Source organism: Paraburkholderia acidiphila (genome assembly GCF_009789655.1).
GTDB classification, from domain to species: Bacteria; Pseudomonadota; Gammaproteobacteria; order Burkholderiales; family Burkholderiaceae; genus Paraburkholderia; species Paraburkholderia acidiphila.
Genome location: NZ_CP046909.1, coordinates 2743152 through 2757481, shown reverse-complemented (window position 1 = coordinate 2757481; position 14330 = coordinate 2743152). Strand labels below are relative to the sequence as shown.

The 14330-nt window shown below is 58.5% G+C and carries 6 protein-coding genes, 2 tRNA genes and 3 rRNA genes; 9 read left to right on the top strand and 2 right to left on the bottom strand.

Annotated elements, in window-relative coordinates; all coding sequences use genetic code 11:
• The first annotated feature begins 469 nt into the window (after positions 1-469).
• From FAZ97_RS12465 to rrf, 5 genes are all read left to right on the top strand, one after another.
• Positions 470-2002: ribosomal RNA gene (locus tag FAZ97_RS12465) — 16S ribosomal RNA — on the top strand.
• Positions 2003-2069: 67 nt separating this feature from the next.
• Positions 2070-2146, top strand: a tRNA-Ile gene (locus FAZ97_RS12460).
• Positions 2147-2190: 44 nt separating this feature from the next.
• Positions 2191-2265, top strand: a tRNA-Ala gene (locus FAZ97_RS12455).
• A 288-nt stretch (positions 2266-2553) separates the two neighbouring features.
• Positions 2554-5437 (top strand): 23S ribosomal RNA (locus FAZ97_RS12450).
• A gap of 170 nt (positions 5438-5607) precedes the next feature.
• Positions 5608-5721 (top strand): 5S ribosomal RNA (gene rrf / locus FAZ97_RS12445).
• The 16S, 23S and 5S rRNA genes sit together here with 2 tRNA genes alongside, the layout of an rRNA operon.
• Positions 5722-5866: 145 nt before the next feature.
• Here rrf and FAZ97_RS12440 read toward each other — a convergent pair.
• Positions 5867-7060: a M20 aminoacylase family protein gene (locus FAZ97_RS12440; RefSeq protein WP_158758695.1), complete on the bottom strand. Its 1194-nt coding sequence runs from the start codon at positions 7058-7060 to the stop codon at positions 5867-5869.
• A gap of 183 nt (positions 7061-7243) precedes the next feature.
• Here FAZ97_RS12440 and FAZ97_RS12435 point away from each other — a divergent pair, with 183 nt between their 5' ends.
• Positions 7244-9334: a molybdopterin-containing oxidoreductase family protein gene (locus FAZ97_RS12435; RefSeq protein ID WP_158758694.1), complete on the top strand. Its 2091-nt coding sequence runs from the start codon at positions 7244-7246 to the stop codon at positions 9332-9334.
• 148 nt (positions 9335-9482) lie between these two features.
• Complete coding sequence (locus FAZ97_RS12430) at positions 9483-11156, top strand: long-chain fatty acid--CoA ligase (protein WP_158758693.1); 1674 nt, start codon at positions 9483-9485, stop codon at positions 11154-11156.
• A 165-nt stretch (positions 11157-11321) separates the two neighbouring features.
• On the opposite strand, the gene FAZ97_RS12425 is transcribed toward FAZ97_RS12430, so the two are convergent.
• Positions 11322-12518 (bottom strand): porin, encoded by a 1197-nt coding sequence (locus FAZ97_RS12425; protein WP_158758692.1) that lies wholly within the window; start codon positions 12516-12518, stop codon positions 11322-11324.
• Positions 12519-12826: 308 nt separating this feature from the next.
• On the opposite strand from FAZ97_RS12425, the gene coq7 reads away from it, so the two are divergent.
• Together coq7 and mraZ are read left to right on the top strand one after the other, a co-directional pair.
• On the top strand, positions 12827-13489 hold the full coding sequence (gene coq7 / locus FAZ97_RS12420; protein ID WP_158758691.1) for a 2-polyprenyl-3-methyl-6-methoxy-1,4-benzoquinone monooxygenase: 663 nt from the start codon (positions 12827-12829) through the stop codon (positions 13487-13489).
• 400 nt (positions 13490-13889) lie between these two features.
• Positions 13890-14318, top strand: a complete 429-nt coding sequence (gene mraZ / locus FAZ97_RS12415) for a division/cell wall cluster transcriptional repressor MraZ (RefSeq protein ID WP_028207782.1) — start codon at positions 13890-13892, stop codon at positions 14316-14318.
• The last annotated feature ends 12 nt before the right edge of the window (positions 14319-14330 follow it).

Sequence of the window (14330 nt, the reverse complement as noted above, 5' to 3'; positions counted from 1 at the left end):
GGTCGAAATTATTTCGCGCCGCCCCCTTGCGCAGCGCTGGCGGGGGCGCTAAGATTCGCCCCCTTCGCTGTTCGATGTCTCTGACGTCAGGCAGCGAGGGCCGCCGCGGAAACCGGCGGACGCAGGAGTCGGCAGCTTTTTTAAGCGGTAAGCGAAAAAAAGGGGTTGACGAAGCGAAAAAGATTCTTCATAATCTCATTTCTCTGCTGCTGACGCAGCAACGCAGAAAACGCCGGGCAGTACGAAGTTGATAACGGCGCTTTCGCGAACGATCTTTAAAAATTTACAGCCGATAAGTGTGGGCGCTTGATGCGGTGGCGACCCGGATTCGTTCTTCGGAATGAAGCCGGGAGCAGCAAAAGTATCAAGAGTCTCACACTAAAGTAAGTCAGGTTTTTGAAGTAATTCAAATTCCTGTCAGCTTTGAGTGAGCGACCGGTTCGAGAGAACCGAAAACAGTAACAGGTTTAAACTGAAGAGTTTGATCCTGGCTCAGATTGAACGCTGGCGGCATGCCTTACACATGCAAGTCGAACGGCAGCACGGGTGCTTGCACCTGGTGGCGAGTGGCGAACGGGTGAGTAATACATCGGAACGTGTCCTGTAGTGGGGGATAGCCCGGCGAAAGCCGGATTAATACCGCATACGATCTACGGATGAAAGCGGGGGACCTTCGGGCCTCGCGCTATAGGGGCGGCCGATGGCGGATTAGCTAGTTGGTGGGGTAAAGGCCCACCAAGGCGACGATCCGTAGCTGGTCTGAGAGGACGACCAGCCACACTGGGACTGAGACACGGCCCAGACTCCTACGGGAGGCAGCAGTGGGGAATTTTGGACAATGGGCGAAAGCCTGATCCAGCAATGCCGCGTGTGTGAAGAAGGCCTTCGGGTTGTAAAGCACTTTTGTCCGGAAAGAAATCCTTTGGGTTAATACCTCAGGGGGATGACGGTACCGGAAGAATAAGCACCGGCTAACTACGTGCCAGCAGCCGCGGTAATACGTAGGGTGCGAGCGTTAATCGGAATTACTGGGCGTAAAGCGTGCGCAGGCGGTGATGTAAGACCGATGTGAAATCCCCGGGCTTAACCTGGGAACTGCATTGGTGACTGCATCGCTGGAGTATGGCAGAGGGGGGTAGAATTCCACGTGTAGCAGTGAAATGCGTAGAGATGTGGAGGAATACCGATGGCGAAGGCAGCCCCCTGGGCCAATACTGACGCTCATGCACGAAAGCGTGGGGAGCAAACAGGATTAGATACCCTGGTAGTCCACGCCCTAAACGATGTCAACTGGTTGTCGGGCCTTCATTGGCTTGGTAACGTAGCTAACGCGTGAAGTTGACCGCCTGGGGAGTACGGTCGCAAGATTAAAACTCAAAGGAATTGACGGGGACCCGCACAAGCGGTGGATGATGTGGATTAATTCGATGCAACGCGAAAAACCTTACCTACCCTTGACATGTACGGAATCCTGCTGAGAGGTGGGAGTGCCCGAAAGGGAGCCGTAACACAGGTGCTGCATGGCTGTCGTCAGCTCGTGTCGTGAGATGTTGGGTTAAGTCCCGCAACGAGCGCAACCCTTGTCCCTAGTTGCTACGCAAGAGCACTCCAGGGAGACTGCCGGTGACAAACCGGAGGAAGGTGGGGATGACGTCAAGTCCTCATGGCCCTTATGGGTAGGGCTTCACACGTCATACAATGGTCGGAACAGAGGGTTGCCAAGCCGCGAGGTGGAGCCAATCCCAGAAAACCGATCGTAGTCCGGATCGCAGTCTGCAACTCGACTGCGTGAAGCTGGAATCGCTAGTAATCGCGGATCAGCATGCCGCGGTGAATACGTTCCCGGGTCTTGTACACACCGCCCGTCACACCATGGGAGTGGGTTTTGCCAGAAGTGGCTAGTCTAACCGCAAGGAGGACGGTCACCACGGCAGGATTCATGACTGGGGTGAAGTCGTAACAAGGTAGCCGTATCGGAAGGTGCGGCTGGATCACCTCCTTTCCAGAGCTCATCGCTCACACGCGTTTTAAGCGCTCACACTTGTCGGCTGTAAGAAAGACAGACTCAGGGGTCTGTAGCTCAGTCGGTTAGAGCACCGTCTTGATAAGGCGGGGGTCGATGGTTCGAATCCATCCAGACCCACCACTTTGTCTGCATAAGGCGAAATGATCCCTCGAGTATGTGTGACTGGGGGATTAGCTCAGCTGGGAGAGCACCTGCTTTGCAAGCAGGGGTCGTCGGTTCGATCCCGTCATCCTCCACCAATCCTCAATGCCTAGTGTCCGGTGAAACACAAACCGGGGATTACGCATTGGCGATTGAGCCAGTCAGAGCGGTATGTGAAAACGTATCGGCTGTCGTTCTTTAACAATCAGGAAGAAGTAGTAAAGAGATTCATCCAAAAATGTCTAGAGATGGGCATGAGTAGGTGAATCAGGGTTGTGATTGTATCAATGTATTTTTAAGTGATCGAAAGATTGCCTTGAAATACGGCGCAACACGAATACTCAACCTGTAGCGGATGTGAATCGGAAGAGACACACCCGTTATAGGGTCAAGCGAACAAGTGCATGTGGTGGATGCCTTGGCGATCACAGGCGATGAAGGACGCGGTAGCCTGCGAAAAGCTACGGGGAGCTGGCAAACAAGCTTTGATCCGTAGATGTCCGAATGGGGAAACCCACTCCGAATGGAGTATCCATGACTGAATACATAGGTCATGTGAAGCGAACGCGGTGAACTGAAACATCTAAGTAACCGCAGGAAAAGAAATCAACCGAGATTCCCAAAGTAGTGGCGAGCGAAATGGGACCAGCCTGCATTCTTTATCTGTACCGTCAGCCGAACGCTCTGGAAAGTGCGGCCATAGTGGGTGATAGCCCCGTAGGCGAAGGCGGAATGGAAGAACTAGGTATGCGACAAGTAGGGCGGGACACGTGAAATCCTGTCTGAAGATGGGGGGGGACCATCCTCCAAGGCTAAATACTCGTGATCGACCGATAGTGAACCAGTACCGTGAGGGAAAGGCGAAAAGAACCCCGGGAGGGGAGTGAAACAGATCCTGAAACCGCATGCATACAAACAGTCGGAGCCTCGCAAGGGGTGACGGCGTACCTTTTGTATAATGGGTCAGCGACTTACATTCAGTGGCAAGCTTAACCGAATAGGGCAGGCGTAGCGAAAGCGAGTCCGAACAGGGCGTCCAGTCGCTGGGTGTAGACCCGAAACCAGGTGATCTATCCATGGCCAGGTTGAAGGCACGGTAACACGTGCTGGAGGACCGAACCCACTAACGTTGAAAAGTTAGGGGATGAGCTGTGGATAGGGGTGAAAGGCTAAACAAACCTGGAAATAGCTGGTTCTCTCCGAAAACTATTTAGGTAGTGCCTCGTGTATCACCTTCGGGGGTAGAGCACTGTCATGGTTGATGGGTCCATTGCGGATTACGTCGCCATAGCAAACTCCGAATACCGAAGAGTGCAATCACGGGAGACAGACATCGGGTGCTAACGTCCGGTGTCAAGAGGGAAACAACCCAGACCGCCAGCTAAGGTCCCCAAATATGGCTAAGTGGGAAACGAAGTGGGAAGGCTAAAACAGTCAGGAGGTTGGCTTAGAAGCAGCCACCCTTTAAAGAAAGCGTAATAGCTCACTGATCGAGTCGTCCTGCGCGGAAGATGTAACGGGGCTAAGCCATATACCGAAGCTGCGGATGCACATTTATGTGCATGGTAGGAGAGCGTTCCGTAAGCCTGCGAAGGTGCGTTGAAAAGCGTGCTGGAGGTATCGGAAGTGCGAATGCTGACATGAGTAGCGATAAAGGGGGGTGAAAGGCCCCCTCGCCGTAAGCCCAAGGTTTCCTACGCAACGTTCATCGGCGTAGGGTGAGTCGGCCCCTAAGGCGAGGCAGAAATGCGTAGCTGATGGGAAGCAGGTCAATATTCCTGCACCATTGTGAAATGCGATGGGGGGACGGATCGCGGAAGGTTGTCCGGGTGTTGGAAGTCCCGGTCCTTGCATTGGAGAAGGCGCTTTGGCAAATCCGGGCGCGGAATTCAAGGGTGCGAGGCCATTCACTTAGGTGAAGAAGCAACTGGAAGTGGTTCCAAGAAAAGCCTCTAAGCTTCAGTTTCACAGTGACCGTACCGCAAACCGACACAGGTGGGCGAGATGAGTATTCTAAGGCGCTTGAGAGAACTCGGGAGAAGGAACTCGGCAAATTGGTACCGTAACTTCGGGATAAGGTACGCCCTGGTAGCTTGACTGGCTTGCGCCAGAAGGGTGAAGGGGTTGCAATAAACTGGTGGCTGCGACTGTTTAATAAAAAACACAGCACTCTGCAAACACGAAAGTGGACGTATAGGGTGTGACGCCTGCCCGGTGCCGGAAGATTAAATGATGGGGTGCAAGCTCTTGATTGAAGTCCCGGTAAACGGCGGCCGTAACTATAACGGTCCTAAGGTAGCGAAATTCCTTGTCGGGTAAGTTCCGACCTGCACGAATGGCGTAACGATGGCCACACTGTCTCCTCCCGAGACTCAGCGAAGTTGAAGTGTTTGTGATGATGCAATCTCCCCGCGGCTAGACGGAAAGACCCCATGAACCTTTACTGTAGCTTTGCATTGGACTTTGAACCGGTTTGTGTAGGATAGGTGGGAGGCTGTGAAGCGGGAACGCTAGTTTCCGTGGAGCCGTCCTTGAAATACCACCCTGATCTGTTTGAGGTTCTAACCTTGGTCCGTGATCCGGATCGGGGACAGTGCATGGTAGGCAGTTTGACTGGGGCGGTCTCCTCCCAAAGGGTAACGGAGGAGTACGAAGGTACGCTAGGTACGGTCGGAAATCGTGCTGATAGTGCAATGGCATAAGCGTGCTTGACTGTGAGACCCACAAGTCGAACAGGTGCGAAAGCAGGTCATAGTGATCCGGTGGTTCTGTATGGAAGGGCCATCGCTCAACGGATAAAAGGTACTCTGGGGATAACAGGCTGATACCGCCCAAGAGTTCATATCGACGGCGGTGTTTGGCACCTCGATGTCGGCTCATCTCATCCTGGGGCTGTAGCCGGTCCCAAGGGTATGGCTGTTCGCCATTTAAAGAGGTACGTGAGCTGGGTTTAAAACGTCGTGAGACAGTTTGGTCCCTATCTGCCGTGGGCGCTGGAAGTTTGAGGGGGCCTGCTCCTAGTACGAGAGGACCGGAGTGGACGAACCTCTGGTGTACCGGTTGTGACGCCAGTCGCATCGCCGGGTAGCTATGTTCGGAAGAGATAACCGCTGAAAGCATCTAAGCGGGAAACTCGCCTCAAGATGAGACTTCCCCGGGGACTAGATCCCCTTGAAGGGTCGTTCGAGACCAGGACGTTGATAGGTCAGGTGTGGAAGCGCAGTAATGCGTTAAGCTAACTGATACTAATTGCCCGTAAGGCTTGATCCTATAACAGGTGTGCCTCGCTCCCGCAGTGGAGAGCAGGACGCACAGGTTGAGAGATCGGTGTTGTGCCAGAAACAACACAACCCCAATTCAGCAACACCTCTTTACGCTTCTTCCCGATTGGCTGTGGCGCCAGGTTCACCAGAACCCGCGCGACGCAGCAACCCGTCATGCCTGATGACCATAGCGAGCTGGTCCCACCCCTTCCCATCCCGAACAGGACCGTGAAACAGCTCCACGCCGATGATAGTGCGGATTGCCCGTGTGAAAGTAGGTAATCGTCAGGCTCCTTATGCAGTAACGTCCAGAACCCCGGTGTCTCCGAAAGAGAACCGGGGTTCTGGCGTTGGGGCGCGCGAAGAACACGCGACACGACAGGCAGGCAACAAAAAAAGCCGTCCAAAGGACGGCTTTTTTGCATTGGCGCCCGACTCACTGCTGAGCCAAAAACTTCGTCGCCAGGTGCACCCAAAACGACGATCCCACCGGCAGCAGTTGATCGTTAAAGTCGTAGCTCGCGTTGTGCAGCATGCAAGGACCTGCGCCGTGCCCCGCATCCCGGTGGCCACCTTCGCCATTGCCGAGAAACGCGTAGCAGCCGGGCTTTTCAAGCAGCATGAACGAGAAGTCCTCGGCGCCCATGGTCGGCTCAACGTTCGCGTCAACGTGATCGGCGCCGACTACCTCCCGCATGACCTCCGCAGCGAACTGTGCCTCCGCGCTACTGTTCACCGTCGGCGGATAATTGCGATGAAAAGCGATGTCGACCGAGCAGTCGTACGCCTCAGCTGTGCTCTCGGCGATCTTGCGCAGCCGCGACTCGATCAGATCCAGCGTTTCCGTCGTGAAGGTACGTACGGTTCCCGCGATCCATGCCGTATTCGGCACGACGTTAACCGCATCGCCAGCATGAATCTGCGTGATCGAGAGCACGGCCGTATCGAGCGGCTTCTTGTTGCGCGTGATGATGCTTTGCAATCCGTTCGCGATCTGCACCGCTGTGAAGACCGGATCCCGGCCGTTATGCGGCAACGCGGCGTGCGATCCTACGCCTTTCACTTCAATCCGAAATTCGTTGCTCGAAGCCATAATCGGCCCTTCGGTCACGCCGAAGTAGCCAGCCGGCATGCCGGGCCAGTTGTGAATGCCGAAAACGGCGTCCACTGGAAATTTTTCGAAAAGGCCATCTTCGATCATGGCTTTCGCGCCGGCGCCGCCTTCTTCAGCGGGCTGGAAAATGAAGACGATCGTGCCGTCGAACTGTCCGTGCTGCGCGAGATATTGGGCTGCGCCAAGCAGCATCGCCGTGTGCCCGTCGTGGCCGCACGCGTGCATCTTGCCTTCGTTGCGCGAGCGATGATCGAACGTATTGAGTTCCTGGATCGGTAATGCGTCCATATCGGCGCGCAATCCGACCATACGCTTGCCCGTGCCGCGCTTGAGCACACCGACGACGCCGGTCTTGCCCATGCCGCGATGCACTTCAATGCCCCATTCCGTGAGTTTCGCTGCGACAAGGTCGGAGGTCTGGGTTTCTTCGTACCGCAGTTCGGGGTGCGCGTGGATCGTTCGTCGGAGGCCCTGAATTTCGCCTTGGGCGGCCTGGATTTCGGGGATCAGTTTCATGGCTGACGGTGCTCAAAAAGTGGGCACCCGGCCGTTGTCTCCAAAAGAGGCCGGGTCTAGACGGACCATTCTACGCCGAACCTTTTTTTTCGCGCCAACCCACAGGGTGCGGACGGGGCGTGCGCCCGGGACATAATAAAATCGCACTTACGACAGACAGAACGCCTCACCCACGGATTTCCGATGAACGCCCCAGCCGAATTTGCCCGCGAATCTGCCCGTGCAGTTTGCCCGCACGATTGTCCCGATACCTGCGCAATGCGCGTGACCGTTGAAAATGGCCGGGCGATCAAGGTGACCGGCGACCCCGAGCATCCGCCCACCCAGGGCGTGCTGTGCACGAAGGTGACCCGCTATGCCGAGCGAGTCCATCATCCGAAGCGCTTGACGCAGCCGATGAAACGGGTCGGACGCAAGGGCGAAGGGCGTTTCGAGCCCATCAGCTGGGACGAGGCCAACCGGATCGCCGCTGAACGCCTCGGCGAAATCGCGCAGCGCGCGCCGGAGGCAATCCTGCCGTACAGCTACGCCGGGACGATGGGACTCGTTCAGGGCGATAGCATCGCACAGCGCTTCTTTCACAAGCTCGGGGCGTCGCGTCTCGATCGCGCGATCTGCGCGGCGGCGGGCGCCGCCGGCCTGCGATATACGTTTGGCTCGAGCCTCGGCATGCTCACGGAGTATTTCGCAGAAAGCGAAGTGATCCTGATCTGGGGCGCTAATCCGATCGCGTCGAACCTGCACTTCTGGACCCGCGCGCAAGAGGCGAAACGCAATGGCGCGAAGCTGATCGCGATCGACCCGTATCGCTCGCTGACGGCCGAAAAATGCCATCAGCACATTGCACTCAAGCCCGGCACAGACGGCGCGCTCGCGCTCGGCATGATGCACGTGCTGATCACCGAGGACCGGCTCGACCACGATTACATTGCCGCCCATACCCACGGCTTCGACGCGTTGAAGGCGCGTGCGCTGACCTACACGCCGGCGCGCGTCGCCGGGATCTGCGGCATCGAGGAACAGGTTGTCGTCGATCTTGCGCATCTCTATGCCTCGACGCGCAAGACGGCAATCCGCATGAACTATGGCCTGCAACGTGTGCGCGGCGGCGGCAACGCCGTGCGTGCCATCGCCTGCCTCCCTGCGTTGACCGGCGCGTGGCGCGAGCGCGCGGGCGGCGTGCTGCTCTCGTCGTCCGGTTGGGCGCCCGTCGATACGAACGCCCTTCAGCGTCCAGATCTGATTCCGGGCTGGCCGCAGCATCAGCCGCGTATCATCAACATGAACCAGATCGGCGACGCGCTCACGCACGCAGGCGATGCCGCATTCGGGCCGAAAGTCGAAGCGATCGTCGTCTACAACTCGAACCCGGTTGCGGTTGCGCCCGAGTCGGCGAAGGTCGCTGCTGGCTTTGCGCGCGAGGACCTCTTTACCATCGTGCTCGAGCAGTTCCAGACCGACACCGCCGATTACGCTGACCTGCTGCTGCCGGCCACGACCCAGCTTGAACATCTCGACGTCCACAAGTCCTACGGGCATACGCACATCATGGCGAACCTGCCTGCGATCGCGCCCGTTGGCGAGGCGCGGCCGAATACCGAGATCTTCCGCTCCATCGCGCGCGCGATGGGCCTGACCGAGCCGGCGCTGTTCGAAAGCGACGAAGACGTAGCGGCCCGCGCATTCGACTGGAGCGATCCCGCGCTCGATGGCGCCGACTGGGCGGCGCTCAAGCGCGAAGGCTGGCTGAAGCTGAACATTCCCGAAGCGCCGTTTGCGAACGGCGGTTTTCGCACGCCCACGGGCAAATGCGAGTTCCATAGCGAGGCGCTTGCGAATGCCGGACTCGATCCGCTGCCCGACTACCTGCCGCCGCACGAGTCGGCGGACGGCGCGCCCGAGCTTGCCGCGCGCTATCCGCTTGCGATGATCTCGCCGCCCGCGCGCAACTTTCTCAACAGTACTTTCGTGAATGTGGAGAGCCTGCGCGCGACCGAAGGCGAACCGCACGTGGATCTCCATCCGGCCGACGCCGCCCGCCGGGAGATTGCCGACGGCGACGAGGTTCGAGTGTTCAACGACCGCGGCTCGATGCGCGCGCGAGCGCGTGTGACCGACCGGGCGCGTAGCGGCCTCGTGGTAGGGCTGTCGATCTGGTGGAAGAAGCTGGCGCCGGACGGCCGCAATGCCAACGAGGTGACGAGTCAGGCGCTCACCGACCTTGGCGGCTCGGCGACTTTCTACGATTGCCTCGTTGAGGTCGAGCGCGCCTGAAAGCGCCCCGCGACCCAGCGAGTGGGCCCTCGATGCGAGTTCGAGGGGCCTTTCTAACTCGCTGATTTACAGACATAAAAGTTGGGTCGCCATGCTACGATCCCATTTTTTAGCACGACCATTCGAAAAATCAAGGAGGAGACGCCGCATGGAAAAAGTCTGGCTGAAATCGTACCCGCCCGGCGTTCCCGCTGAAATCGACGCGAGCCGTTACGCGTCCATCACTGCGCTGCTCGAAGAGAGCTTCAGCGAATTCCGGGCAAAGCCCGCCTTCGCGTGCATGGGCAAGACGATCACCTACGGTGAGCTGGACCAACTCTCCCAGCGCCTGGCCGCATGGTTCCAGTCGCGCGGTATCGCACGCGGCGCGCGCATCGCGCTCATGATGCCCAACGTGCTGCAGTATCCGGTCGCGCTCGCCGCAGTGCTGCGCGCGGGCTACGTCGTCGTCAACGTGAACCCGCTCTACACGCCGCGCGAACTCGAGCACCAGTTGAAGGACAGCGGCGCCGAGGCGATCGTCGTCCTGGAGAATTTCGCTGGCACCGTGAGTGCAGTCATCGCCAATACGCGCGTGAAGCACGTGCTGGTCGCGGCGATGGGCGATCTCCTTGGCGCGAAGGGCTTTGTCGTCAACTTCGTCGTGCGGCGGGTGAAGAAGATGGTGCCCGCCTGGAGTTTGCCCGGCCACGTGCGTTTCAACGACGCGCTCGCCGAAGGTGCACGCAAAGGCTTCAAACGCGTCGAGCAGACGCCGGAGGACGTCGCTTTCCTTCAGTACACGGGCGGCACGACCGGCGTAGCGAAGGGCGCAACGCTGCTGCATAGCAACCTGATCGCCAACGTGCTGCAGTCGGCGGCATGGACCGAGCCCGCGCTCGCCAAACTGCCGTCCGGTACGCAGCCGGTGACAGTCGCGGCGCTGCCGCTTTATCACGTGTTCGCGCTGACCGTTTGCGGGCTGCTGACGCTGCGCACCGGCGGTCTTGCGATCCTGATTCCGAATCCGCGCGACATCGCCGGCATGATCAAGGAACTGCACGGCTACTCGATCACGTGTTTCCCCGCGGTCAACACGCTCTACAACGCGATGCTTAATCATCCGGATTTCGGCAATCTGGACTTCACGCACCTGCTCGTTGCAAACGGCGGCGGCATGGCCGTCCAGGAAGCCGTGGCCAAGCGCTGGTACGAGCGCACGCGTACGCCGATCGTCGAAGGCTACGGGCTCTCGGAAACCTCACCCAGCGTGACCTGTAATCCGGTCACGGCAACGGAATACACCGGCACGATCGGTTTGCCCTTGCCCTCCACCGAGATTTCGATTCGCGACGACGCCGGCAATGAACTGCCGCTCGGCGAAGCCGGTGAGATCTGCATTCGCGGGCCGCAGGTGATGGCGGGTTACTGGCAGCGTCCGGAAGAAACGGCGAAGGTCATGACACCCGATGGCTACTTCAAGTCGGGCGACGTCGGCCTCATGAATGCGCGCGGCTACATCAAGCTCGTCGACCGCAAGAAGGACATGATTCTCGTCTCGGGCTTCAACGTCTATCCGAACGAAGTCGAGGACGTTGTGGCGAAGCTGCCGGGCGTGTTCGAAGTGGCGGCGGTCGGTGTGCCGGACCAGAACTCCGGCGAGGCGGTGAAGCTCTATATCGTCAAGAAGGACCCGGCGCTCACCGACAAGGATGTGTTCGAGTACTGCAAGACGCAGCTCACCGGCTACAAGCGGCCGAAGATCATCGAGTTCCGCAACGATCTGCCCAAGAGCAACGTCGGCAAGATCCTGCGCCGCGAGCTGCGCGACGGTCGCGCCTGAAAGCGAAAGAACGAAGCGAAACGCTCGCGAGCCACAAGCGAAAAGCGGCCTGCCTATCCAGGGCAGGCCGCTTTTTTTTGCCCTGTGCACCATCGCGAAACAAGGCGCCGCGCCAAAGAAAAAAGGCGCCCGGAGGCGCCTTCGAGATTGCAGCGTCTGTTCTTATTAGAACTTGTGACGGATACCAACGCGAGCCGTGAACACATTGTTGGTGCTCGACGGCGTCAGGTTGTTGATCGACGCGACAGCCGGCTCGCCGAGCGAGTTCGTACCCGTAGCGTGCTGGTAGACGCCGATCAGGTAGACGTCCGTGCGCTTCGACAGGAAGTAGTCCGTGCCCAGAGCGTACTGGAAGTACTTCGCGCCGCCGTTGCTCGTGCCGTTCGCCAGGGTCGTGCTGCTGCCGTCCGTATAGTCGAACGCGAAGCCAGCGAGCAGAGCCGGCGTGAACTGGTACTTGAAGTTCGCTTCGACGTTGTTGAACGTCGCATTCGAACCACGCTGGTAAGCAACGCCGTTTGCTGCGCCCGCCACCGCGCCCAGGTTGCGGAAGCTGACGTTCGAATACGTCAGGCCGAACGTTGCTGCGCCGAACGTGTATGCACCGCCTGCGCCGATGACCTGGTACGTGTTGGCGGTCGAGAAGCCGCCGTACACGGTGCTGGTCGAAGCAAGGGCGTTCGAGAGCGGCGCAGTGGTCGAGCCATTGTTGAACAGGCCGCCAAAGTTATTCGGCGTGCGCGCGTTCAGGTAACCAACGCCGAGGACGAGGGGGCCATTGTTGTAGCCAGCGCCCAGCGACCAGATCTGGTTCTGCGAGAAGTTGCCTGCCTGGCCACCGAAGCTGTACGTGCCGCCGAACGTCAGACCAGCGTAGTTCACGCTCGTGAACTTGACCGTGTTGTTCGTACGGTATGCGTTGTTGAAGTTGTCCAGATCTTGCGGGTGAGCCGCGATGTAGCCGCCCCACTGGTCGCCCACTTCGAGCGGACCGACGTAGTCGACGACGGAGTCGTACTGGCGACCCAGCGTAACCGTGCCGAACTGCGAGCTCGACAGACCGACATAGGCTTGACGACCGAACAACAGGCCGCCCTGGCCGAGCTTGCCGGTGTTCACGTCGAAACCATTTTCGAGCACGAAGACTGCCTTCAGGCCGCCGCCGAGGTCTTCAGCGCCACGCAGGCCGAAACGGCTGCCTTGCATCACGCCGCTCGACAGGTTGTACAGGTGGTGGCCACCCGAATTCGTGTTGATGTTGAAACCTTCGTCGATGATGCCGTACAGCGTGACGCTGCTCTGAGCGTGAGCAACGCCCGCGAACGCGCCCAGCGCAGCAAGCGCGAGAAGCGACTTCTTCATTGAATGATCTCCAGTGTTTGCGAATCTTTTGCGTCTTTTAACAGGACCGGTTTTTTATAGTGCGGGGTCCTGTCCTTCTAACTTCGCGAGAAGTTGCCACGTAATGTAACAAAAGGGTTAATAGTCACAAAGGAAAAGCCAGGACACCGCTAAGTACCTGTTTCGTTTACACAACATGGTCTAGAATACGCGGCTATCTATCGGCGCTGCCCCGGATTGACGGATCTCCGTGAGTTTGTGTAGTGGTGGGAGGGCAGTCCGGGCGCGCGGGAAATTCCGGCGCGCCGAAGAAACGAAAGGGAGGCTGGATGCTGCTAGACGACTTGATTACCGAATTCGACCGGGGCCTGCGCTCGCTCACCGGCGTGTCGCGCATGACGCGTCCGATGCCGCAGCCTTCCCCCGTTACCATCGAAGTGACGCCCGAGGGCGATGCCGTGCCAGCCGGCAGCGAACTCACTGCCGCCGAGCGCACGCATGCTGCTGGCCTCATGCGCGTGAATCACGTGGGTGAAGTGTGTGCTCAGGCGTTGTATCAGGCGCAAAAAATCTCGGCGCGCTCGCCCTCGCTCAAAGCCGCCTTCGAGCAAGCCGCGCGCGAAGAAGAGGATCACCTTGCGTGGACCTCTCGCCGTCTGCAGGCGCTCGATTCGCGTCCGAGCCTGCTCAATCCGCTGTGGTACGCAGGCGCGCTCGCGATCGGCTTTGCCGCCGGCCGCCTCGGCGACAAGGTGAGCCTCGGCTTCATGGCCGAAACCGAGCGCCAGGTCGAGCATCATCTCGACAGCCACCTCGACAGCCTCCCGCCCGCCGATCTCGAGTCGCGTGCGGTCGTCGAGCAAATGCGTGTCGACGAAATCGCGCACGCGAAATCGGCCGCCGATCTGGGCGGAGTCGAATTGCCTCTGCCGGTGCGTTCGCTCATGCGTGTAGCATCGAAAGTCATGACGCGTACCGCCTATTACATCTGATTAGACGGTTTGGGCCGGCAATCGCTGTCGGCCCAAACCCGTATTAATCTTTCAGAGCTTTCAGCCCCCCGGTTTTAATCCTCGCAAGCCCCCCGCTCGATCCCGCCATAGGCCGTTTATCGCCGCGCTTTTCACGTATCACCTTCAGAACCTGCGTTAGTTCATTCATTCATAACGGTTTTTGGCTTTTGTCGCGACTTCAACAAGTACCGCTAAGTCCTTGTTCTAACGGATAAATTTCGTCAAAAAACGTCTGGTCTCCCTTGACCCTCGTTGGGCGTTCCTCTAAAGTGGGAGACAGTGTGAGAAAGTGTATTTTTGTGTGATTTCAGGCGCGTATTCAGGTAGATTTTCCGAGATTTAGGCGGGCGGCGAAAAGCGCCGCATTAGGGGGAGCAAATTGTTCCAGGGGGCGTCGGCGCTGACACTCGATGCGAAAGGACGGATGTCGATTCCGTCTCGCTATCGTGAAGCGCTGCAACAACAGGCAGAAGGACGGGTGACGATCACCAAGCACCCGGACGGCTGCCTGTTGCTATTTCCGCGCCCCGAATGGGAAGTGTTCCGCTCGAAAGTCGCCGCGTTGCCGATGGACGCGCATTGGTGGCGCCGCATTTTTCTCGGCAATGCGTCCGACGTCGATGTCGACAGTGCGGGCCGCGTGCTCGTCTCACCTGAATTGCGTCTGGCGGCAGGAATGGAAAAGGAAGTCATGCTGCTCGGCATGGGTAGTCATTTTGAGTTGTGGGATGCGCAGACCTACGCCGCCAAGGAACAGGCGGCGATGGCCCAGGGCATGCCCGACGCCCTGAAAAATTTCACGTTCTGATCGCGGTTAAAA